At 65.1% G+C, this 23,622-nt stretch carries 17 protein-coding genes; 14 read left to right on the forward strand and 3 right to left on the reverse strand.

Annotated features, from left to right (window positions below):
• Window positions 1-16 precede the first annotated feature (16 nt).
• Complete coding sequence (gene aceE / locus RND78_RS18295) at window positions 17-2,659, reverse strand: pyruvate dehydrogenase (acetyl-transferring), homodimeric type (RefSeq protein WP_312730969.1); 2,643 nt, start codon at window positions 2,657-2,659, stop codon at window positions 17-19.
• Window positions 2,660-2,988: 329 nt separating this feature from the next.
• Between aceE and glnE the strand changes: the two genes are divergently transcribed.
• The 14 genes from glnE (at window position 2,989) to RND78_RS18365 (ending at window position 21,719) form a co-directional block, all read left to right on the forward strand.
• A complete protein-coding gene (glnE, locus tag RND78_RS18300) occupies window positions 2,989-5,931 on the forward strand; it encodes a bifunctional [glutamate--ammonia ligase]-adenylyl-L-tyrosine phosphorylase/[glutamate--ammonia-ligase] adenylyltransferase (RefSeq protein ID WP_312730971.1) in 2,943 nt (980 codons plus the stop codon).
• Window positions 5,932-6,187: 256 nt separating this feature from the next.
• On the forward strand, window positions 6,188-7,222 hold the full coding sequence (gene waaF / locus RND78_RS18305; protein WP_312730972.1) for a lipopolysaccharide heptosyltransferase II: 1,035 nt from the start codon (window positions 6,188-6,190) through the stop codon (window positions 7,220-7,222).
• Window positions 7,223-8,230 carry a lipopolysaccharide heptosyltransferase I gene (gene waaC / locus RND78_RS18310; RefSeq protein ID WP_312730973.1) on the forward strand — a complete coding sequence of 336 codons (1,008 nt, stop codon included), beginning with the start codon at window positions 7,223-7,225 and terminating at the stop codon, window positions 8,228-8,230.
• A complete protein-coding gene (locus RND78_RS18315) occupies window positions 8,227-9,345 on the forward strand; it encodes a glycosyltransferase family 4 protein (protein ID WP_312730974.1) in 1,119 nt (372 codons plus the stop codon). Before waaC ends, RND78_RS18315 begins: the two co-directional genes overlap by 4 nt.
• Entirely contained in the window at window positions 9,342-10,148 is an 807-nt protein-coding gene (rfaP, locus tag RND78_RS18320) for a lipopolysaccharide core heptose(I) kinase RfaP (protein WP_312730976.1), read from the forward strand. The genes RND78_RS18315 and rfaP overlap by 4 nt, the downstream gene beginning before the upstream one ends.
• Window positions 10,148-10,879 (forward strand): lipopolysaccharide kinase InaA family protein, encoded by a 732-nt coding sequence (locus tag RND78_RS18325; protein WP_312730978.1) that lies wholly within the window; start codon window positions 10,148-10,150, stop codon window positions 10,877-10,879. The genes rfaP and RND78_RS18325 overlap by 1 nt, the downstream gene beginning before the upstream one ends.
• Window positions 10,876-11,631, forward strand: coding sequence for a lipopolysaccharide kinase InaA family protein (locus RND78_RS18330; RefSeq protein ID WP_312730980.1), 756 nt, complete (start codon window positions 10,876-10,878; stop codon window positions 11,629-11,631). The genes RND78_RS18325 and RND78_RS18330 overlap by 4 nt, the downstream gene beginning before the upstream one ends.
• Complete coding sequence (locus tag RND78_RS18335; RefSeq protein ID WP_312730982.1) at window positions 11,628-13,049, forward strand: lipopolysaccharide kinase InaA family protein; 1,422 nt, start codon at window positions 11,628-11,630, stop codon at window positions 13,047-13,049. Before RND78_RS18330 ends, RND78_RS18335 begins: the two co-directional genes overlap by 4 nt.
• Before the next feature lie 205 nt (window positions 13,050-13,254).
• A complete protein-coding gene (locus tag RND78_RS18340; RefSeq protein WP_312730983.1) occupies window positions 13,255-15,657 on the forward strand; it encodes a glucose/quinate/shikimate family membrane-bound PQQ-dependent dehydrogenase in 2,403 nt (800 codons plus the stop codon).
• Between the two features lie 222 nt (window positions 15,658-15,879).
• On the forward strand, window positions 15,880-17,622 hold the full coding sequence (locus RND78_RS18345) for a carbamoyltransferase (protein ID WP_312730984.1): 1,743 nt from the start codon (window positions 15,880-15,882) through the stop codon (window positions 17,620-17,622).
• The gene (locus RND78_RS18350) at window positions 17,619-18,752 is read left to right on the forward strand and encodes a glycosyltransferase (RefSeq protein ID WP_312730985.1); all 1,134 of its coding nucleotides are present in this window, start codon (window positions 17,619-17,621) and stop codon (window positions 18,750-18,752) included. The genes RND78_RS18345 and RND78_RS18350 overlap by 4 nt, the downstream gene beginning before the upstream one ends.
• Window positions 18,749-19,708 carry a glycosyltransferase gene (locus RND78_RS18355; protein ID WP_312730986.1) on the forward strand — a complete coding sequence of 320 codons (960 nt, stop codon included), beginning with the start codon at window positions 18,749-18,751 and terminating at the stop codon, window positions 19,706-19,708. Before RND78_RS18350 ends, RND78_RS18355 begins: the two co-directional genes overlap by 4 nt.
• Before the next feature lie 42 nt (window positions 19,709-19,750).
• The gene (locus RND78_RS18360) at window positions 19,751-20,812 is read left to right on the forward strand and encodes a hypothetical protein (RefSeq protein ID WP_312730988.1); all 1,062 of its coding nucleotides are present in this window, start codon (window positions 19,751-19,753) and stop codon (window positions 20,810-20,812) included.
• A gap of 4 nt (window positions 20,813-20,816) precedes the next feature.
• Window positions 20,817-21,719, forward strand: a complete 903-nt coding sequence (locus tag RND78_RS18365; RefSeq protein ID WP_312730990.1) for a glycosyltransferase — start codon at window positions 20,817-20,819, stop codon at window positions 21,717-21,719.
• Here RND78_RS18365 and RND78_RS18370 read toward each other — a convergent pair.
• Together RND78_RS18370 and RND78_RS18375 are read right to left on the reverse strand one after the other, a co-directional pair.
• Window positions 21,699-22,904: an O-antigen ligase family protein gene (locus tag RND78_RS18370; RefSeq protein ID WP_312730991.1), complete on the reverse strand. Its 1,206-nt coding sequence runs from the start codon at window positions 22,902-22,904 to the stop codon at window positions 21,699-21,701. The two genes, RND78_RS18365 and RND78_RS18370, sit on opposite strands and share 21 nt — an antisense overlap.
• A complete protein-coding gene (locus tag RND78_RS18375; RefSeq protein WP_312730993.1) occupies window positions 22,901-23,557 on the reverse strand; it encodes a phosphotransferase in 657 nt (218 codons plus the stop codon). The genes RND78_RS18370 and RND78_RS18375 overlap by 4 nt, the downstream gene beginning before the upstream one ends.
• Window positions 23,558-23,622: the final 65 nt, after the last annotated feature.

The following is a 23,622-nucleotide window of genomic DNA, read 5'->3' on the forward strand; positions in this document are numbered from 1 at the left end:
TTATCCGTGTGCCGCATCAGCAATCCAGGGGATTGCGCTTCTCGGTGTCGATACCGAACTTGGTGATGGCGTCGGCCACGACCTTGCGTTCCAGCTTGCCTTGGTTGGCCAGCGCCTGCAGAGCGGCGACGGCGACCCAGCGGCGGTCGACCTCGAAGTGATCACGCAGCTTCTTGCGGCTGTCACTGCGACCGAAGCCGTCGGTACCCAGCACCTGGAATTCGGTGGGGACCCACTGGCGGATCTGGTCGGCGAACAGCTTCATGTAGTCGGTGGAGGCGATGACCGGGCCCTGACGCTCGCCCAGGCACTGCTCGACGTAGGTCAGGCGGCGCTCTTCCAGCGGGTGCAGGCGGTTCCAGCGATCCACGGCCAGGCCTTCGCGGCGCAGTTCGTTGAAGCTGGTGACGCTCCAGATGTCGGCGCCAACGCCCATCTCACGCAGCAGGCTCGCGGCAGCGCGGACCTCGTTGAGGATGGTGCCCGAGCCTAGCAGCTGGACGCGGTGCTTGAAGTCGCCTTTTTCTTCTTCCAGCAGGTACATGCCCTTGATGATGCCTTCCTCGACACCCTCGGGCATGGCCGGCTGCTGGTAGTTCTCGTTCATCACGGTGATGTAGTAGAAGACGCTCTGCTGCAGTTCCATCATCTGATGGATGCCTTCGCGCATGATCACCGCCAGCTCGTAGGCATAGGTGGGATCGTAGCTGCGGCAGTTGGGGATGGTGCCGGCCAGGATGTGGCTGTGACCGTCCTCGTGCTGCAGGCCTTCACCGTTCAGGGTGGTCCGGCCGGAGGTGCCGCCGAGCAGGAAGCCACGGGTCTGGGCATCGCCCGCCGCCCAGGCCAGGTCGCCGATGCGCTGGAAGCCGAACATCGAATAGAAGATGTAGACCGGCAGCATGGGCTGGTTGTAGTTGCTGTAGGCGGTACCGGCGGCGATGAAGGAGGACATGGCGCCGGCCTCGTTGAGGCCTTCCTGGAGGATCTGGCCGTCCTTCTCTTCGCGGTAGTACATCACCTGGTCGCGGTCGACCGGCTCATAGAGCTGGCCGTGGGGTGAATAGATGCCCAGCTGGCGGAACATGCCTTCCATGCCGAAGGTACGGGCCTCATCGGCGAGGATGGGCACGATGCGCTTGCCCAGGTCCTTGTCCTTGACCAGTTGCGACAGGATGCGGCCGAAGGCCATGGTGGTGGAGATCTCGCGATCGCCGGAGCCATCCAGTACGGCCTTCAGGGTGTCCAGGGGCGGGGTGGGGATGCTGATGCTGCGGGCGCGACGCTGGGGCAGGTGACCCCCCAGGGACTCGCGACGACTCATCAGGTACTTCATTTCGGCGCTGTCGTCGGCCGGACGATAGAAGGGCAGTTCGCTGAGCTGGGAGTCGTTCAGCGGGATGTCGAAGCGATCGCGGAATTTCTTCAGCGACTCCACATCGACCTTCTTGGTGTTGTGGGCGGTGTTCTTGGCTTCGCCCGCACCGGTGCCGTAGCCCTTGATGGTCTTGGCCAGGATGACGGTGGGCTGGCCCTTGTGGTTGACCGCCTGGTGGTAGGCCGCGTAGACCTTGTAGGGGTCGTGACCGCCACGGTTGAGCTTCCAGATCTCGTCGTCGGACAGGTCCTCGACCATCTTGAGCAGCTCGGGGTTGGCGCCGAAGAAGTGCTTGCGTACGTAGGCACCGTCCTTGGCCTTGTAGTTCTGGTATTCACCATCGACCACGGCGTCCATGCGCTGCTGCATGCGGCCTTCGGTGTCACGGGCGAACAACGGGTCCCACATGCGGCCCCAGAGGACCTTGGTGACGTTCCAGTCGGCGCCACGGAAGATGCCTTCCAGTTCCTGGACGATCTTGCCGTTACCGCGTACCGGGCCATCGAGGCGCTGCAGGTTGCAGTTGATGACGAAGATCAGGTTGTCGAGATTCTCGCGGCCGGCCAGGGAGATGGCGCCCAGGGTTTCCGGCTCGTCGCACTCGCCGTCGCCGATGAAGCACCAGACCTTCTGCTTGCCGGCGGGGATGTAGCCGCGGTTCTCCAGGTACTTCATGAAGCGGGCCTGATAGATAGCGGTGATCGGACCCAGGCCCATGGAAACGGTGGGGAACTGCCAGAAGTCGGGCATCAGGTGCGGGTGCGGGTAGCTCGACAGCCCCTTGCCGTCCACTTCCTGACGGAAGTTGTTCATCTGGTCTTCGGAGAGGCGGCCTTCCAGGAAGGCACGGGCGTAGACGCCTGGGGAGGCGTGGCCCTGGTAGTAGATCAGGTCGCCGCCGTGCTCTTCGTTGGGCGCCTTCCAGAAATAGTTGAAGCCGATGTCGTAGAGGGTGGCGCTGGAGGCGAAGGTGGAGATGTGGCCACCCAGATCCGGATCCTTGAGGTTGGCACGCATGACCATCGCCAGGGCGTTCCAGCGGACCAGCGAGCGGATGCGCCGCTCCATGAACAGGTCGCCCGGCATATGGGCTTCCTTGGTCACCGGAATGGTGTTGCGATAGGGGGTATTGATGGAGTAGGGCAGCTGGGTACCACTGCGGGTGGCCAGTTCGCCCATGCGGGTCATCAGATAATGAACACGCTCCTCGCCTTCATGGTCGAGAACGGACTCCAGGGCGTCCAGCCATTCCTGGGTTTCGACGGGATCGAGATCTTGCATGGCTTGCTCCAGGGCGGAAAGGCTTCCAGAATCGGTCGCCTCAGGGTCGCCGCCGGCCTCTTGGGGGCAGCGAAAATTCTTGGATTTATGACCGGACGGTTCCGGCCGGCGTGTAGTTTTACTACAAATTCGATTCCGTTTCAGCTCCGAGCTGAAATGGATAAAAAACAATTCGACGTTTGTCGAATGCTCTGCTCCAGGGCTCGCGAACTCCGAACCGCGGACACGAAAACGGTTCCCGCTCGGACCAGGTGGTCCGTCGGAATGTCCCTGGAATCGGCTGTGCGGCAGGGGTGGTAGCGTTCGACTGCCCTTGTGCAGGACTGCCCATGATACCGCCTCTTCGTTACGATCTGCCTCCTGCTCTCGTCGCCTGTGCCGACCTTGCCGAACGTCGCCTGGTCGAGGTCCTGGCCGCTCGGCAGGCGAACTGGTCCGCGTCGCTACGGGCGGAGTGGCAGCGGGTGGCCGCCCTCAGTGATTTCGTCGTCGAGCAATTCTGTCGTCTGCCGGAGCCATGCCTGGCGCTCGTCGACAGTGGTGCCCTGCACCAGGCGCTGGCGCCAGGCGAGATGGCGCAGCGCTTGCGCGAGGCGCTGGCGGACTGCCCGGACGAGGCCGAGCTGGGACGGCGCCTGCGGCGCTTTCGCATGCTGCAGCAGGTCCGTATCGTCTGGCGCGACCTGACCCGTCAGGCCGACCTGGTGGAAACCTGTCGTGACCTCAGCGATCTGGCCGATGCCTGCATCGACCAGGCCTGTGCCTGGCTGTACGCCCAGCAGTGCGTCCAGTTCGGCGTGCCCACCGGCCAGTCCAGCGGCGCGCCGCAACAGCTCGTGGTGCTGGGCATGGGCAAGCTGGGTGCGGGCGAGCTGAACCTGTCGTCCGACATCGACCTGATCTTCGCCTATGGCGAGGCGGGCGAGACCCGCGGCGCACGACGCGAGCAGGACAACCAGGAATTCTTCACCCGCCTCGGGCAGCGACTGATCAAGGCGCTGGACGCCACTACGGTGGACGGCTTCGTCTTCCGCGTCGACATGCGTCTGCGGCCCTATGGCAGCGCCGGTGCCCTGGTACTCAGCTTTGCCGCAATGGAACTCTATTACCAGGACCAGGGGCGCGACTGGGAACGCTACGCCATGATCAAGGCACGGGTGGTCGGCGGTGACCAGGCCAGCGGCGCCGAACTGCTGACCCTGCTGCGGCCCTTCGTCTATCGCCGCTACCTGGACTTCTCCGCCATTGAAGCCCTGCGCAGCATGAAGCAGCTGATTCGCCAGGAGGTGCGGCGGCGCGGCATGACCGACAACGTCAAGCTGGGGGCGGGCGGCATTCGCGAGGTGGAATTCATCGCCCAGGCCTATCAACTGATCCACGGCGGCCGGGATCCGGCGCTGCAGCAACGGCCGTTGCTCAGGGTACTGACCAGCCTGCGCGAGCGCGGTTATCTGCCGGCATCGGCCGAAGCGGAGCTGCGCGAGGGCTACTGCTTCCTGCGTTATGTCGAGCATGGCCTGCAGGCCATCGCCGATCAGCAGACCCAGACCCTGCCCGTGGACCCCCGGAATCGAGCGCGGGTGGCTTTCCTGATGGGTTACGCCGACTGGGACGAATTCAGTGTGGCGCTCGACGGCTGGCGTAGCCGGGTCGACTGGCACTTCCAGCAAACCATCGCCGATCCCGAAGAGGAGGCCCAGAGCGCCGAGCTGGAAGACAGCTGGCTGCCGCTCTGGGAAGACCTGCTCGACCCCGAGGAAAGCCTGGCGCGCTTGCGCGAGGCGGGTTTCCAGGCACCAGAACAGGCCCTGGCGTTGTTGGCGCAGTTGCGCGTCAGTGGCCAGGTACGGGCCATGCAGCGCGCCGGTCGCGAACGCCTGGATGCCTTCATGCCGCGGCTGTTGGATGCGGTCGTTGCCGACGAACACCCTGATCGGGCACTGGAGCGCGTGCTGCCGCTGGTAGAAGCGGTGGCGCGGCGGTCTGCCTACCTGGTGCTGCTCAGCGAGAATCCGCCGGCCCTGGCCCGGCTGCTGGAACTCTGCGGTGCCAGTGCCTGGGTGGCCGAGCAGATCGCTCGTTATCCGGCGTTGCTCGATGAGCTGCTCAACGAGGGGCGACTCTACAATCCGCCACAGAAACCGGAGCTGGCCGCCGAATTGCGCGAGCGGCTGATGCGCCTGCCCGAGGAGGATCTGGAGCAGCAGATGGACGTGCTGCGCCACTTCAAGCGCGCCCACAGCCTGCGGGTGGCCGCGGCGGAGATCGTCGGCAGCCTGCCACTGATGAAGGTGAGCGACTACCTCACCTGGCTGGCCGAGGTGATCCTCGAAGAGGTGTTCGGCCTGGCCTGGCGCCAGCTGGTGCAACGCCACGGCACCCCGCAGCGGCGCGATGGCTCGGCCTGCCAGCCGGACTTCATCATCGTCGGTTATGGCAAGGTCGGCGGCATCGAGCTGGGGCACGGCTCTGACCTCGACCTGGTGTTCATCCATGATGCCGATCCCCTGGCCGAGACCGATGGAGCCAAGCCGGTGGACGGCGCCCAGTTCTTCAACCGGCTGGGCCAGCGCATCATCCACCTGCTGACCACCGCGACGCCGGTGGGCACCCTCTACGAAGTGGACATGCGGCTGCGGCCGTCCGGGGCGGCGGGGCTGCTGGTCAGCTCGCTGGAGGCCTTCGAGCGTTACCAGCGCGGCGAGGCCTGGACCTGGGAGCACCAGGCCCTGGTGCGCGCCCGGGTGGTCGCCGGCTGTCCGCGACTGGCCGAGCGCTTCGCCGCCGTGCGGGCCGCGGTGCTGGCGCAGCGGCGGGAGTTGCCGGCGCTGCAGGCCGACGTGGCTGGCATGCGTGCCAAGATGCTCGACAACCTGGGGACCTCGGCTACCGCCGGTGGGCTGGGCGCCAATGCCCGGGCGGCGACCCAGGCGTTCGACCTCAAGCAGGATGCCGGCGGTATCGTCGATATCGAATTTATGGTCCAATACGCCGTTCTGGCCTGGTCGTGGCAGCATCCCGAATTGCTGCGTTTTCCCGACAATATCCGCATCCTGGAGTCCCTCGAGGCGGTCGGTCTGCTACCCGCCACGGACGCCATCGCCCTGCGCGAGGTCTACAAGGCCTACCGTGCCGCGCTGCATCGTCTGGTGCTGCAGAAGCAACCGGGCAAGGTGCCGGCCGATGGCTTCCTCGCCGAGCGCGACGAGGTGCGGCGCATCTGGCACGCGCTGGGACTGGACATGGCGTCCGGCAATCCGGCTACTCTTTAAGAGCCTGTTCAACGTCTCGCGAGCTAGAGACAAACAAGGCGAAAAGGCCTGAGGAAGCGGAGTTTACGAGTGGTAAATGAGCATTCCGAAGGCCTTTTCAATGCAGTTTGGCCGACGCGCAGCAGACTTTGAACAGGCTCTTAGGCCGCCATCAGTAAGGAGAGGCAAGATGTCGCTGTCCCTGCGGGACCTTTCGATCAGGCACGGCCTGGTCGTGCCGGAGTCGGCTGGCCGCTAGGTGCCGACGCCTTCAAGCATGAATATTCTGATCATCGGACCCAGTTGGGTCGGCGACATGGTGATGGCGCAGACCCTCTTCGTCTGCCTCAAGCGCCAGCATCCCGACTGCCAGATCGACGTCCTTGCCCCGGAGTGGAGCCGCCCGCTGCTCGAACGCATGCCCGAGGTGCGCGAGGCCCTGAGCTTCCCCCTCGGCCATGGCGCCCTGGAACTGGCCACGCGCCGGCGCATCGGTCAGCAGCTGCGCGGTCGCTACGACCAGGCGATCCTCCTGCCCAATTCGCTGAAGTCGGCGCTGGTGCCCTATTTCGCCGGTATCCCCAAGCGCACCGGCTGGCGCGGCGAGCTGAGATTCGGCCTGCTCAACGACATCCGCACCCTGGACAAGGCGCGCTACCCGTTGATGATCGAGCGCTTCATGGCCCTGGCCTATGCGCCGGGTGCCGAATTGCCCAAGCCCTATCCCGAGCCGCGGCTGGCCATATCTCCGGCCAGCCGCGAGGCCGCCCTGGAGCGCTTCGGACTCACCCTGGACCGCCCGGTGCTGGCACTCTGCCCGGGTGCCGAATTCGGCGAGGCCAAGCGCTGGCCGGCCGGGCACTATGCCAAGGTGGCCGATGCCCGGCTGCGCCAGGGCTGGCAGGTCTGGTTGTTCGGCTCGCAGAAGGACGCCCCGGGTGGAGAGGAAATCCGCGAGTGGGTCACCCCTGGCCTGGACGACGACGTCTACAACCTCGCCGGGCGGACCTCCCTGGCCGAAGCCATCGACCTGCTTTCCTGCGCGAGCGCAGTGATCAGCAACGATTCCGGGCTGATGCATGTGGCCGCCGCCCTGGATCGGCCGCTGGTGGCGGTGTACGGCTCCACCTCGCCCGGCTTCACGCCGCCGCTGGCGAGCCAGGTGGAGGTGGTACGGCTGGGTCTGGAGTGCAGTCCTTGCTTCGACCGCACCTGCCGCTTTGGTCACTACGACTGCCTGCGCCTGTTGCAGCCGAGCCAGGTGCAGGAAGCCCTCGGCCGCCTGGTCGCCGATCCGGTCGAGGTGGGCTAGATGCGCGTGCTAGTGGTCAAGACCTCGTCCCTGGGCGACGTCATCCATACCCTGCCGGCGCTGACCGATGCGGCCCGGGCCATCCCGGGCATCTGCTTCGACTGGGTGGTGGAGGAGGGCTTCGCCGAGATTCCCGCCTGGCACCCGGCCGTGGGCCAGGTGATCCCGGTGGCGCTGCGCCGCTGGCGCAAGCAGCCCTTTTCCGCCTGGGCCAGTGGCGAGTGGGGCGAATTCAGGAATCGCGTGCGCGAGCAGCGCTACGACCGGGTGATCGATGCCCAGGGTCTGCTCAAGAGCGCCTGGTTGACCCGCTACGTCGACGCGCCGGTGGCCGGTCTCGACCACACTTCGGCACGCGAGCCGCTAGCCAGTCGTTTCTACGACGAACGCTACCACGTGGCCAAGGGGCAACATGCCCTGGAGCGAGTGCGCCAGCTGTTCGCCCAGGCCCTGGATTATCCGCTGCCGACCGGCGTAGGTGACTACGGGCTGGATCGGCAGCGCCTGGCCGGTCCCAACGAGACGCCCTACGTGGTCTTCCTGCACGGCACCACCTGGGTCAGCAAGCACTGGCCCGAGGCGCACTGGCGCGAGCTGGCCGAGCGTATGAGCCAACTGGACTGGCCGGTGCGACTGCTATGGGGCAACGAGGCGGAGCATGCCCGCGCCGAACGCATCGCCGACGGCCTGGACGGTGTCCAGGTCTTGCCGCGACTGAACCTGGCCGGGGTGGCCAAGGTGCTCGCTGGCGCCCGCGCCTGCGTGGCGGTGGACACCGGCCTCGGGCATCTGGCCGCCGCCCTGGATGTACCCACCGTCTCCCTCTATGGCCCGACCAGTCCGAAGAAGGTCGGCGCCTATGGCCGCTCCCAGGTACACCTGAGCGCCGTGGGCCTGGACGGCACCGACGAGCCGCGTGATCAGCCAGCCGCCAGCCTGGCCGCTCTGACCCCGGAACGGGTCGAACTGGAACTGGAAACCCTGCTGTTGGAAGACCTCCCCGCATGACCCTGGCCTTCGTGCTCTACAAGTACTTTCCCTTCGGCGGCCTGCAGCGGGACTTCCTGCGCATCGCCCAGGAGTGCCAGCGCCGGGGCCATACCATTCGCGTCTATACCCTGATCTGGGAAGGTCCGGTGCCGGAAGGCTTCGATGTACGGGTGGCCAAGGTCAGTGCCCTGTTCAATCACCGGCGCAACGAGAAATTCCACGCCTGGCTGCAGGCGGACCTGGCGCGCGATCCGGTGGACCGGGTGATCGGATTCAACAAGATGCCGGGGCTGGACGTCTACTACGCCGCCGATCCCTGCTTCGAGGACAAGGCTCAGACCCTGCGCAATCCGCTGTATCGCCAGTGGGGACGCTATCGCCACTTCGCCGAGTACGAGCGGGCGGTGTTCGCGCCCGAGTCGCGCACCGAGATCCTGATGATCTCCGAGGTGCAGCAGCCGCTGTTCGTCAAGCACTACGGGACGCCGGCGCCGCGCTTCCACCTGCTGCCACCGGGCATCGCCGCCGATCGCCGGGCGCCGTCGAACGCCGCCGAGATCCGCGCCGACTTCCGGCGTGAATTCGGACTGGAGGAGGGCGAGTTGCTGCTGGTGCAGATCGGCTCCGGTTTCAAGACCAAGGGGCTGGATCGCAGCCTGCGCGCCCTGGCGTCCTTGCCCAAGGAATTGCGTCGTCGCACCCGGCTGTTCGTCATCGGCCAGGACGATCCCAAGCCGTTCATCCTGCAAGCCAAGGCCCTGGGCGTGAGCGAACGGGTGCAGATTCTCAAGGGCCGTAGCGACATTCCACGCTTCCTGCTCGGCGCCGATCTGCTGATCCATCCGGCCTACAACGAGAACACCGGCACCGTGCTGCTGGAGGCGCTGGTCGCCGGGCTGCCGGTGCTGGTCACCGACGTCTGCGGCTATGCCCACTACATCGACGAGGCGCGTGCCGGCGCGGTGGTGCCGTCGCCCTTCGTCCAGGAAACCCTGGATCGGATGCTCGCCGAGCTGCTGGCCGATCCCGAGCGCCGCGCGGTGCAGGGGCGCAATGGCCTGGCCTTCGCCGACAGCGCCGATCTCTATTCGCTGCCCGAGCGTGCCGCCGACGTCATCCTGGGGGTGGCATGACCCTGGAATTGCGCGAGCCCTTCGCCAGCCTCTGGGCCGGCCAGGACCCTTTCGTCGCGGTGGAAGCCCTGCAGGGTCAGGTCTATCGCGAACTGGACGGACGCCGCACCCTGCGCACCGAGGTGGCCGGCCGGGGTTACTTCGTCAAGATCCACCGTGGCATCGGCTGGGGCGAGATCGCCAAGAACCTGCTGCAGGCCAAGCAGCCGGTACTGGGCGCGCGCCAGGAGTGGCAGGCCATCGAGCGGCTGCACCAGGTCGGCGTGCCGACCATGACCGCCGTGGCCTTCGGCGAACGCGGCGCCAATCCGGCGACCCAGCATTCCTTCATCATCACCGAGGAGCTGGCGCCCACCGTCAGCCTCGAAGACTTCAGTCTCGACTGGGGCCGCCAACCACCGGAGCCACAGCTAAAGCGGGCGCTGATCGCCGAGGTGGCGCGCATGACCGGCGCCATGCACCGGGCCGGGGTCAACCATCGCGACTGCTACATCTGCCATTTCCTGCTCGACACCGCCCAGCCGGTCACCGTGGCCAATCTGCGGCTCTGGCTGATCGACCTGCACCGCGCCCAGTGCCGCACCCAGGTGCCCCGGCGCTGGCGCGACAAGGACCTGGCCGGGCTGTACTTCTCCGCCCTGGGCATCGGCCTGACGCAGCGCGACTTCCTGCGCTTCCTGCGCGGCTACTTCCAGCGGCCGCTGCGCGAGATCCTGCGCGACGAGGCACCACTGCTGGCGCGTCTGGAGCGCAAGGCCGCCGCCTTGCTGGAGCGCAAGGAACGCTACGGGGACCGGCTCTGATGGCTGACTGGCGCCTCGATTCCAGCGTCGCCCACCTGACCGAGTTCGCGACGCTGGAGGCGGTGTTCGCCCTCAGCGGCGAACGCCTGACCAGCGATCCGCTGTCGGAGGTGATTCGCATCGAGCGCGACGGCATCCGCTATTACGTCAAGCGCTATCACGGCGCCGGCAAGGGGCTGCGGCGCTACGTCGGGCGGCCGCGGGTCAAGGCCGAATGGCAGAATCTCAAGCGTTTCGCCAAGTGGGGCATCGCCACCGCGCCGGTGGTGGCCTGGGGGATGGAGCGCTCGTCACGGGGTTTCACCCGCGGCGCCATGATCACCCGGGAGATTCCCGATACCCTGGACCTTGCCGAGCTGGCGCGGCGCGGTGATCCGCGCCTGCGCGACCGGGTCTGGGTGGACAACGTCAGCCGCCAGTTGGCCGCCGCGACCCGCACCCTGCACGACCACCATTTCGTCCATAACGATCTCAAGTGGCGCAACCTGCTGGTGGATGGCCAGGGCGTGCTCTATTTCATCGACTGCCCGGCCGGCGCCTTCTGGGTCGGCCATTGGCTGCGCTGGCGCATCGTCAAGGACCTGGCCTGCCTGGACAAGGTGGCCAAGTACCAGCTGTCGCGTACCCAGCGTCTGAGGTTCTATCTGCAATACCGCGGTCGCGAGCGCCTCAGCGACAACGACAAGGGGCGCATCCGCGAGGTGCTGGACTACTTCAAGGGGCGGGAATGAACGACTGGTGGGCAGCCGAGGACAGGGCCGTGCTGGCGGGCCAGGGCCTGGACAGCTTCGAGGCGCTGTGGGCATTGGACCTGGTCGCGGTGGACGAACCCAACCAGGAACGCGGCGGCTTCAGCCAGGTGTTCCGCCTGGACGTGGCCGGCCATGGCTACTACCTCAAGCGCCAGCGCGACTACCTGACCCGTACCCTGGCCCGCCCGCTGGGCGAGCCGACCTTCGCCCGCGAAAGTCGCAACATCCGGCGCTACGCCGAGCTGGACGTTCCGGCACTGGCGCTGGCTTTCTACGGCGAGCGCCGTGACGACCAGGGCTGGCGCGCCATCCTGGTGACCCGTGCCCTGGACGACTGGCGCGACCTCGACAGCTGGCTGCGCTTCTGGCCGCAACTGGCCCCTGGCGAGCGCGACGCCGTGCTGATCGCCGTGGGCGAACTGGCGCGACGGCTGCATGCGGCGGGCCAGGTCCATGGCTGCTTCTATCCCAAGCACCTGTTCCTGCAGCGCCAGGGCGAGGGACTGGTCGCCCGCCTGATCGACCTGGAGAAGACCCGGCCACTGCTGTTCGGCCGGCGCGATCGCCTGCGTGATCTCGAACCTCTGCTGCGCCGCGCGCCGCAGTGGAGCGCGCAGGATATCGCCCGCCTGTTGGCGAGCTATCTGGAGCAACCGCTGGACAGCGCGGCGGTGCGCGACTGGACTCGTCGCCTGGCCGGGCGGCGTCGGCACAAGGAACGCAAGGCATGACCTTGGAACAACTGGCCAAGGCCGGCCGCGCTCCGACGCTGCCGCTCAGGATCGACCTGCCTGGCGGCGAGCTGGAACTGCTGTCGCTGTTGCGGGTGCTGCCTGGCCAGCGCTACGTCGGCGAGGCGCTCTGGCAAGGGCAACGGGTATTGGCCAAGCTGCTGGTAGGTGAACGCGCTGCCCGCCAATTCGCGCGGGAGCGCGAGGGCTGCGCGCTGCTGGCCGCCGCCGCGGCACCGACCCCGGCACTCCTGGATAGCGGCGAGGCGAGCGGGCAGGGTGCCTGGCTGCTGTTCGACTTCATCGAAGCGGCGCCCAGCGTCGAACAGCTCTGGCAGCAGATCGCCGTTGAGCCCCCGCTGTCTCCCGCGCAGAACGAGCTGCTCGGCGCAGCGCTCGCCACCCTGGCCCGCTTGCATGCCCAGGGCCTCTGGCAGGCCGACCTGCACCTGGACAACCTGCTGGTCAAGGACGGAACCGTCCTGGTGATAGATGCCGCGGACATCCAGGCCGAGAGGGTCGGCCAGCCGCTGTCCCAGGCACGGGCACAGGAGAATCTGGCGGTGTTCTTCGCCCAGTTGCCGGCAGTACTGGATGCCCAGCTGGAAGAGCTGCTGATCCACTACCTGCTGGTCAATGCCGAGCACGCCCTGCGGCTGGACGCCCTGCTGGCGCGAACGGCCGAGATCCGTCGCTGGCGCCTGGCGGACTACCTGAAGAAGAGCGGCCGGGAGTGCACCCTGTTCGCCGTCACCCGTAGCGCCTTTGGCTTGATCGCCATTCGCCGCCGCTGGCTGGCCACCCTGGAGGACCTCGTAGCCGATCCCGACGCCGCCCTGGCCGGCTTGCCGACCTTCAAGGACGGCGGCGCTGCCACCGTGGCGCGGCTGCAGTGGCAGGACCACGACCTGGTGCTCAAGAGATACAACATCAAGGGTGTCGGCCATTGGCTGACGCGCTTCTGGCGCCCCAGTCGAGCCTGGCACAGCTGGCGCGAAGGGCACCGGCTGCTGTTCCTCGGCATTCCCACGCCCGAACCCCTGGCGGTACGCGAGCGGCGCTTCCTCGGCCTGCGTGGCCGCGCCTACCTGGTCACGCCCTATGTCGCCGGCCCCAACCTGCTGGAGCGTTTCGCGCCGTACGTGGATTCGGCCCCGCCCGCAGTGGAGCTGGACGCCCTGCTGGCGCTGGTCGACGCCTTGCGTCGCGAGCGTCTCGGCCATGGCGACTTCAAGGGGACCAACCTGATCTGGCATCAGGATCGCTGGCTGGTGATTGATCTCGATGCCCTCCAGGCCTATGGCAGCGACCAGGCCTATGCCCGTGCCTATGCCCGCGACCGTGCCCGGCTGCTGCGCAACTGGCCGGTCGGTAGCAGCCTCTATCAATTGCTCGATAGCCGTCTACCGCCAGCCTGAGTGCGGGTTGTTCGATAACCGACCCGTTTCGCTGAAAAATGGACCGGCCAGTTAATTAGCTGACTACCTTTGTGGCAGAATGCCGCAGCCTGAGGGGCCCGCCAGGGCGGCTAGTCCGTGCCATACGCCTGGCATCCATAACGAGATCGATGAACAGACCCGCCGGCGGCGGGCTTCTGGCGTGCACTTATTTAAGGAGACAACGATGAGTGGCAACGGCGGCGCCCTGGGCGCCTGCAAATTCCTGGTATCCGCCCTGGGCGTGTTGATCGCCCTCCTGGGTCTGGCCTTGGGGAGCGGGGGCGTCTATCTCGCCACCCTCGGCGGTAGTCTGTATTTTGCCCTGGGCGGCGTGTTGCTGACCCTGGCCGGCGCCTTGATCGCCGTCCGGCGACCGCTGGGCGCCTGGCTCTACGCCTTGTTCCTGCTGGCGACCCTAGTCTGGGCGCTGGCCGATGTCGGCCTGGTGTTCTGGCCCTTGGTATCGCGCCTGATGATGTTCGCCGTGATCGGCGCGGTGGTGGCCCTGGCCTATCCGGCGCTGGTGCGCAGCCGTGGTGGCGTGGCCGGCAAGGGGGGCTACGTGCTGGCTGGCCTGTTGGCGGTGGCCTGCGCGACGAGTTTCGCCTGGATGTTCAAGCCCCAGCCGCTGGTGGCTGCCACCACCACGCCTGCCATCACCCCGGTGACCCCCGAGACCGCCCAGAAGGACTGGCGGAGTTGGGGCAACACCACCGCCGGGACCCGCTTCGCCGCCCTGGATCAGATCACCAAGGCCAATGTCGGCGAGCTGCAGGTCGCCTGGACCTTCCAGACCGGCGACGTGCCCCTGAGCAACGGCTTCGGCGCCGAAGACCAGGAGACCCCGCTGCAGGTCGGTGACACCCTCTACCTGTGCAGTCCGCACAACCAGGTGTTCGCCGTGGACGCCGACACCGGCGCCAAGCGCTGGTCCTTCGATCCCAAGGCCACTGCGCCCAACTGGCAGCGCTGCCGCGGCGTCGCCTATTACGAGGATGCGCCCGCCGCCCCGGCCAGTGCCGTCGCCACCGCGACGCCGGCCCAGCCAGCCGCGGTCTGCCAGCGCCGCATCCTCACCACCACCATCGACGCCCGGCTGTTCGCCCTCGACGCCGACACTGGCAAGCCCTGCGCCGATTTCGGCGACAACGGCATGGTCGACCTCAAGGCCGGCATGGGCCAGGTCAAGCCCGGCTTCTATACCCTGACCGCCGCGCCGTTGGTGGCGGGTGACCTCATCGTGGTCGGCGGTCGGGTGGCCGACAACATCGAGGTCAACGAGCCGAGCGGCGTGATCCGCGCCTTCGATGTCCACACCGGCAAGAAGGTCTGGGCCTGGGACCTGGCCAAGGAAAAACCGGATACCCCGCTCGACCCCAACATCGACTACACCCGCGCCACGCCCAACGTCTGGACCTCCATGGCCTATGACGCCCAGCTCGGGCTGATCTACCTGCCGACCGGCAATACCACCCCTGATGCCTGGGGTGGCGAGCGGACGCCGCAGGACGACAAGTACAGCTCGGCGGTGGTCGCCCTGGATGCCAGGACCGGCCAGGAGCGGTGGGTCTACCAGACCGTGCACCACGACCTCTGGGACTATGACCTGCCGGCGCAGCCGACCCTGGTCGACGTACCGGACGGGCAGGGCGGAACCCTGCCGGGACTGATCCAGACCACCAAGGCGGGCCAGGTCTTCCTGCTCAACCGCGAAACCGGCAAGCCCATCGCCGAGGTGCGCGATCAGCCCGTCAAGGCGCCGGTCCCCGCCGTGGACGGTGAACGCCATTCCCCGACCCAGCCGGTGTCCGTCGGCATGCCGTCGATCGGCACCGAGACCCTCACCGAGTCGGCCATGTGGGGCGCTACCCCCTATGACCAACTGGTCTGCCGCATCCAGTTCAAGAAGATGCGCTATGACGGCCTGTTCACTGCCCCCAGCACCGACGTCTCCCTGCAGTGGCCGGGCTCCCTGGGTGGCATGAACTGGGGAAGCAACTCCATCGATCCCACCACCGGCTACTTGTTCGTCAACGACATGCGCCTGGGCCTGTGGACGAGGCTGATCCCGCGCGCCCAGATGGAGAACGACAAGGCCGGTGGCGTCGAGATGGGTGCCGCCTCCCAGACCGGTACCCCCTACGGCTCGCTGCGCAATCGCTTCCTCTCGCCGCTGGGCATTCCCTGCCAGGCGCCGCCCTACGGCACCATGACCGCCATCGACCTCAAGACCCGCCAGGTCGCCTGGCAGGTGCCGGTAGGTACCGTGCAGGACACCGGTCCCCTGGGCATCAAGATGCACCTGCCGATTCCCATCGGCATGCCCACCCTGGGTGGCTCCCTGGCGACCCAGTCCGGCCTGCTGTTCTTCGCCGGCACCCAGGACTACTACCTGCGCGCCTACGACAGCGGTACCGGTCGCGAGATCTGGCGCGCGCGCCTGCCGGTGGGCAGCCAGGGCACGCCCATCACCTACGTCTCGCCCAAGACCGGCAAGCAGTACGTGGTGATCAGCGCCGGTGGCGCCCGCCAGTCGCCGGATCGTGGCGACTACGTGATCGCCTACGCCCTGCCCGACAAGCGCTGATCCTGGCGGCTTGACCAGGCGAAGCCCGCCGGAGCGATCCGGCGGGCTTCGTCTTTTTTGCCTCCCCGCCTGAGCCGTCTGGCCACAATGTGCCGTGGCGCGATTACCCCCGGTGGCGGCGAACGGCTATAATTCGCCGTTTTTGAGGCGAGGCGGGCCTGCAGCGGCCTCGCGAAACCCCGGCGAACTCCCCTGGCTTCGCCCTGTACAGAGGCTTTACCTGTGTCCCTGACCGTCCTTGGCCTGTCCGGCGCCCTCAGCCATGATCCCTCCGCCGCGCTTTACATCGACGGCAAGCTGATCGCCGCGGTGGAAGAAGAACGCTTCGTGCGCGACAAGCATGCCAAGAACCGCATGCCCTACGAGGCGGCCAAGTTCTGCCTGGAACAGGCCGGGATCACCCCTGCCGACGTCGACGTGGTGGCCATTCCCTATGCGCCCATCAGTCTGTTCGGCGAGGCTCGCTGGCACTACGCCAAGCGCTATGCCTACGCGCCGGATCGCGCCCTGGACGCCATCCTGTTCGGCAATCGCCGCTACCACCGCTACCAGAAGCGCATCGAATGGTGCCTGGTACAGCTCGGCTTCGACCTGAAGAAGGTCAAGCTGGAAGCCGTCGAGCACCACCTGGCCCATGCCTCCAGCGCCTATCACTGCTCGGGCTTCAGCGAGAAGACCGCCATCCTCGGCATCGACGGCAAGGGCGAGTACGCCACCACCTTCTTCGGCTATGGCGAGAACGGCAAGATCCACAAGATCAAGGAGTTCTACGATCCGGATTCCCTGGGTGGCCTCTATGGCGCCCTCACCGAATTCCTCGGCTTCGAGATGCTCGATGGCGAATTCAAGGTGATGGGCATGGCGCCCTATGGCGATGCCAGCAAGTACGATTTCTCGCGCCTGGCGAAATTCGAGAACGGCGAGCTGATCATCAACACCGACTACGCCAACGTGATCGGCTTCCGGCGCTACAAGGAAAAGGGCAAGGGTTATTACTTCTCGCCCAAGCTGATCGAGTGGCTGGGACCCAAGCGGGAAGGCGACATCGCCGACGACCCCTACATCCACTATGCCGCCAGCATGCAGGCACTGTTCGAGCGGCTGGCGCTGGAGATGATGGACTACTACCTGGGCGACATCATCCGCGAGACCGGCAAGCTCGCCTTCGCCGGCGGTTGCGCGCTCAACGTCAAGCTCAACCAGAAGATCATCGCCCGCCCCGAGGTCAAGGAACTGTTCGTCCAGCCCGCCTCGGGCGATGCCGGCACCGCCGTCGGCGCCGCGGCCTACGTCTCCCATGCCCGCGGCGTGCCGGTGGAGAAGATGGAGCACGTCTATCTCGGCCCCGGCTACAGCAACGAAGACGTCATCGCCGCCTGCACCCGCCATCCCCAGGCGCCCAGGTGGCAAAAGATCGAGAACATGCCCCAGCGCATCGCCGAGATCATGGTGGCCGGCAATCCGGTAGCCTGGTTCCAGGGGCGCCTGGAATTCGGTCCGCGTGCCCTCGGCGGTCGCTCCATCATCGGCTGCCCCAGCGTGCCGGGCGTGGCCGATCGCATCAACGCCCAGATCAAGTTCCGCGAGCGCTGGCGGCCATTCTGCCCGTCCATGCTCGACACCGTGGCGCCGCAGATGCTCAAGGTCGATCATCCCTCGCCCTTCATGACCTTCACCTTCGAGGTCAACGAAGAGTGGAAGAGCCGGGTGCCCGAGGTGGTCCACGAAGACGGCACCTCTCGCGCCCAGGTCCTGGAGCGACGCCACAATCCGCGCTGGTACGACCTGATGGTCGAGCTGGAGAAGCTCACCGGCAACGGGGTTTCCCTCAACACCTCGCTCAACCGCCGCGGCGAACCCATGGTCTGCTCGCCCACCGACGCCCTGAACATGTTCTTCGGCTCGGACCTGCAGTACCTGATCATGGAAGATATCCTGGTGGTCAAGGAGGGAGCTGGCCTATGACGCGTTCCGCCGAACCGCGGGTGCTGCAGTTCTGTCACGGCTACGACGGTCCCTTCCTCGACTGCGCCCGCCAGACCGCCAGTCTCTTCGCGGGCAGCGGCTATCGCGTCACCACGGTCTTCCTCACCGGCACCGCCGACGCCGAGGTGGCTGCCGGCTGCGGCAGCGACGAGGTGCTGTTCCTCGAGTATTCCTCGCGGGACGTGCGCGGCCTCAAGCTCGGCGCCATCCAGGCGCTGCGCGAGATCGTCCGCTCGCGGGGCATCCGCTTCATCATCGCCCATCGCTTCAAGCCGATCTGGATCGCCTGCCTGGCCACCAACCTGCCGGTCATCGGCGTGCACCATGCCTTCGGCGACTACGACCGGCTTGGCCGGCGGCTGTTCGCCAAGCTGATGAGTAAGCGCCTGGGCCTGCTCGCCGTGTCCGATGCGGTGCGCGACGAGATCCGCCAGCGTCTCAGGGACTGGCCGGCCGAACGCATCGAGACCCTCTACAATCGCCTGGATATCGAGACGGTGGAGCGCGAGCTGCTGCCGGCCGACCAGGCCCGCGCCGAACTCAAGTTGCCCCATGACGCCTGGATCGTCGGCAACGTCGGGCGCCTGCATCCGGACAAGGACCAGGCGACCCTGCTGCGTGGCTTCGCTGCCGCGCTGCCGAATCTGCCGGCCGATGCTCTGCTGGCGATCCTCGGCAAGGGCCGTCTGGAAGACGATCTCAAGGACCTGGCCCGCGAGCTGGCCATTGCCGACCGGGTGCTGTTCCTCGGCCAGGTGGAAGGTGCCCGGCGCTACTTCAAGGCCTTCGACGTCTTCGCCCTGAGTTCCGACCACGAGCCCTTCGGCATGGTCCTGCTGGAGGCCATGGCCGCCGGTGTACCCTTGATCGCCACCGCCTGCGGCGGCGCCCGGGAAATCGTCGAGGGCGTCGGCTTCCTCTTCCCCCTGGGCGATGCCGAAGCCCTCGGCCAGGGCCTGCAGCACCTCGGCCGGCTGGCACCGAGCCAGAAACGCGCCTGCGTTCAGCACATGCGCGAACGCCTGGCCGAACGCTTCTCCGACGAAGCCGTGCGCCGCGAGTTCTGGCGGCTGCCGATGGTCGCGGCCTTCAAGGCTCCGGCGCCGTGAGAGTCCTGTTCCTGGTCCAGAAGGAGCAACGCATCCTCCTGGACCATTTCTATGCCAGCATCGCCGCCCACTGCGACTGCGATCTGCGCTGGCTGAGCGACGAGGAACAGGCCGATCTGCGCGGCTATTTTCGCCGCGCCGTACCCCGGCCCGAGCAATACGACCGCATCCTGCTGTTCCTCCGTTTCAAGAAGCAGCTCAAGCAGATCGCCTTCATCCGCAGCCTGCCCAATCTGGTCGAGTTGGAACACGACGCCTACCAGAACTTCATCCCCTGCAAGTACACCGGCAAATTCAGCCGCTACTACCGGGCCATGCCCCACGTCCGGGTGCTGGTCTCCGGCGCCGGTGTGGCGCGGCGGCTGCGGGAGGAGGGGGTGGACGCCGTCTTCGTGCCCAAGGGCTACGACGACAGCCGCCTGCGGGACCTGGGCCTGGCGCGTGACATCGAGCTGGGCTTCGTCGGCAGCCTGGGTAGTGTGGCCTACAGCGGACGCAAGCAACTGCTGGAAGACCTGGCCAAGGTCGAGCCGCTGCTGATCACCAAGACTCGCTCGGGCGAGGAATACCTGCAGACGCTCAATCGTATCCGCTTCTTCGTCGGCGCCGATGTCGGCATGGGCGAATACATGATCAAGAACTTCGAGGCCATGGCCTGCGGCTGCCTGCTCTTCACCTTTGATCAGGGCGAAGAAGAGAATCGGGCGCTGGGTTTCGAGGATGGCGTCAACGTGGTGCTCTATCGCTCGCTGGCGGAGTTGCGGGAAAAGCTTGGCCTCCTGCGGCAGGATGCCGTTTGGGCAGCCCGTATCGCGTCCGAGGGGCGAAAAATGGTGGCATCTAGGTTTGGCTTCAGCGGTTTAGGTAGTGAGGTGATAAGGCAACTGACCGCACCGCTACGCCCTGCTAGACCATCCTCAAGATGGCTGGGCTGGCTGAGCCGGTACCTTCCTTAGCGCCGACTGGATCAAGCTTCCTTCGTTCTTGGAGTCTCACGGATGTCCCCTTTGCTGATTTACCTGGTGTTCGGTTCGCCGACTTACCACGCAGAGGCTCGCTTCAGCATCGTCAGTGCCATCGCTAGAGCCAGGCAGACCCCGTCGCTGCAGTTACGTATACGTGTCTACACCGACGATCCCGTTCCCTATGCAGGGTTACCTGTGGAGCTGGCGGACTTTTCCTCCGCAAGACGCGATGCCCTTACAGCGCCGATCCATTACGTGTTCAGAGCCAAGCACGCCATTCTGTTCGAGGCGCTCGAGGAGGTATCCGCCGCTGTCCTGATCGATACCGACACCTTCTTCCATCATTCTCCATTGCGGCTTTTTGAGCGTGTGATGCCAGGGCAACTGTTATGCAATGCCCTAGGGCCCCATTACGGAGGGATCCGGGAGCAACCGCTCTATCGATTGCTGGCCGGCACGTTGCAGAGTAAAGGCCTGGCAGATGATGGTATGCGCCTTACCAACTCGGGGGTTATCGGGTTGACTCAAGCGGACCGTGGAATCCTGCAGCAGGCCATGCGGCTAATGGATGAATACTATGTCCAAAGCGGACAGGCCTATACCCTCGAGGAATTCACCTTGGCCGTTTCAGCGCGGAGGGCAGGGCTAAGCCTGGCTGACTGCACCGATGTCATTCATCATTATTGGAGCCGTAAGAAGTTGTTTCGGGCCAAGGTCCAGGCGTGGAACGCCAAGCATGGACAGCAACCGCTCAGTGAGCAGGCATTGGCAGATACGGAGCGGGTCACTGACGCTCTTCCTCGGCCGCCAACCGCCATTCGCCTCGGCTATCGCTTGGCAACTCGCGCGCTGCCAGGCTCCTGTCGTCAATTCGTGCGCGAAATCCTTTACGGTTGCTATCCCTATCCGAACGAATTCGATGCGGCTTGTGCGCCTGTCTGGTGGGAGAAGGCCTTCGACAACGCTCTGGGGCGCGGCGCGGATCGCGCCAGAGTTTTACGGTGGCTAGAAAGCCATTTGATCGGCACGCTGTTGGGAAAGCGGCGGGTCGAAGTTAGACAGTACTTGAAGCGTTATAGCGAAATGATTGGCTGAATCCATGAAAAGCGAGCTTAGTTCGAGGGCATCCGGCGATGATCAGCGCCTATTGGTCACAGTGATCATAGCGTCGTATAACCATGGCAAGTATATCGAGGCGAGTATTGCCAGTGTACTAAACCAGACTTACCCGCACATCGAGTTGCTGGTAATCGACGATGGCTCTTGCGATGACAGTGTCGAGCGTATCCAGCGCCTGCAGCAACGCCATGGTTTCGATTTCAAGGTACAACAGAATCAGGGGCTGAGTCGGACGCTCAATGAGGCAATTTCTCGAGCCCGAGGATCATTCATCGTCCCTTTCGGCTCGGATGACATCATGTTGCCCCAGCGCTTGCAGAGACAGGTGGAGTACCTCGCCGATAAACCGGAAGTGGGCTTATGCGCCGCTAATGTGGAAATCATCGACAGTGAAGGGCGCCTGTATCCTGATCCCAAACAGAACCAGCGTGATCTGCCTTTCCGTCGGCTCGACTTCGATGACCTCTTCCTGGACCGCAAGCCAGGCCCCATGGTAGCGACCCAGATGTTTCGTCGCGAAGCCTTGATCAAGGTGGGGGGGTTCGACCCGAGCATACGCTTGGAGGATGTCTACATCACTCTGAGCATCCTGCGTGCGGGCTATTTTATCGACATCCTCCCAGAGGTTTTAGCGCAATATCGTAAACACGGCAGCAACACCTACAAGAATTTGCCATTCATGTACGAGAATCTGGTCAAGACCTACGAGCGTTTCTCCGACCATCCGCGCTATCAGGAAGTACGTGGCCGTTTCATGAATTCGATGTTCTTGAAGGCCGCCAAGGACAACAAGGCGTTGGCCTGGAGCATCTTGCGGCAGCTTCCTCTCTCACTATGGGGGCGCAAGACCTGCCGCGGTCTACTAAGACTCCTGATTCCCTGACCCCTTAATCAAGGTCAGGCGCTCCTCCAGAAGAGCCGCAAAGAGGAGGCCCAACGGAATCCAGATCAAGAACCAGTGTTCTTTCGGGCGTGACATGAAGGAGCTGCCTTCGGTCATGCCCGCCATCAGACCGAAAACCACCGTAGTGCCTGCAATGAGCACCAGGGGTGCGTGGCGCTTAACCCAAGCCTGATACAGCGCCACGCTGTAAAGGGCTAGCCACAGAATACCCCCCAAGATGCCGCCCTGGTAAAGCACCCCCAGGGTCAGGTTGTGCGGATCTGCCAGAGGTTCATTCAGGCCGGGTACGCGAACCACCATGGGTGTGCCGAATCCATGACCGAACCAAAAGGCTTCTTGAATCTGGCGCCAGGCTTCGTGCCAGATAGCCGGCCGGAAAGAGGCACCGCGTTGCAAGATGGTCTCGGGGACGAGCCATAGCAACAGCGCCGCGATCAAAAGGGCGCAGCCAGCGCTGACTAAGCTGCGTCGGTTGGGGGCCGCCAGCATCAACCAAAGCAAACAGGCGGCCAGCGCCAGCAAGGGTGTACGTGAGCCGGTAAAGAAAATCAGGGTCATCAGAAGGGCGAGAGCGGTCAGGGGCAAGACAGCGGGAACCCTGATCCTGGAACACCAGACGGCCAGCCACAGTGCAGCATAGAATCCAAAAACATGGGTCGTCAGCAGTGGGTTGTAGAGTGCGCCATAGCCGGTCAGCCGATCCGTCGCGCCCAGATGGAACCACCAGCCCAAAGTCGCGAGCGCGCTCAAGGGAGCCACGAGAGCAGCTAGCAGAGTTCCTAGCAAGAGAGGTCTGGCATCGGTACGTACCAGATGACCCAGCGCCACGAACAGCATGAGGATGTAGAGGGGATACTTGAGTGAAGATGGTTCTGCATCGCTTGACCAGACCAGGGTAAGGGCGATGTATAGGGCGAAAGGCGTGAACGCCAGCAGAATGGGTTCGGACCAGAGGCGAGCGGTCTGTCGCGGAGAAAGAACGACCAGCAGCACGGCTGGAGTCACCAGCAGGCCGTAGTAGACCTTGTGATAGAGGGATCTATCTCCTACCCAGAACATGCCGGTCGCAAGGGCCAGCCAGCCCAGCGGGAGCAGATAGCGGATCAGCCAATTGGCCGAGCGGGTGGTCAGCGGAGCGGGTTGAAACTGGTCGTATTGAATCATGGTGCAGGTTTATCCACTAAACCCAAGTGCCGCCAAAATGCCTCGGCGTTCAGCTGGATGGACGATGACGCCACGTAGGCCTGAATGAAGGTCATGGGATTATCTTGCAGGAGCCAGGCGCTATCCTGCGAGTAACGCAGCAGATGATGAAAATTACGCAAACGCATGCGCCGAGAAAGGGGAGCGTCTAGGCAGCGCAAGTCGGCTATATCGATCAGCCCCAGGGCGCCGTCGGGAGTAAGAACGAGATTGCCCAAGTGCAGCGAGCGGAAGTAGATACCTTGTTCATGCAGCTGTGCTATGAAGCGGGCAAGGCGCAAGCGGAGCTCCGGGTTGTCCTCTGTCAGCAGTTGACGGAGTGTCTGTCCAGGCAGTGGCTCATAATGAACGGCATCGCGGGAAATGGAGACGATTCGGTACACCGCCAGTATCCGAGGGCAAGGAATGCCGAGCTGGGCCAGGCGCCTTGTATTGTCGGCAAAGCGTTGGGCATAGGGATAGAGCGCGGCAGAGGTCAGCAGGCGCTTGCGCCGAAATAGCTTGAGATAGGTGCCATCAGGCAGCTGAAGGACCTTGTCTCCATGGGCATCTGCCTCCAGCACCCGCGCGCCTTGGCGTAGGTCGAGGAATTGTTGGTGTTCAAGAGAATTCATGGGCGGCCCACTGCTATCAAGCAGCGCATCTTACCTCAGTGCCTGGCGGTTTATGATCCTTGGTT

Origin of the sequence: Pseudomonas oryzihabitans (assembly GCF_032027545.1) — a bacterium.
Classification (GTDB): domain Bacteria; phylum Pseudomonadota; class Gammaproteobacteria; order Pseudomonadales; family Pseudomonadaceae; genus Chryseomonas; species Chryseomonas oryzihabitans_F.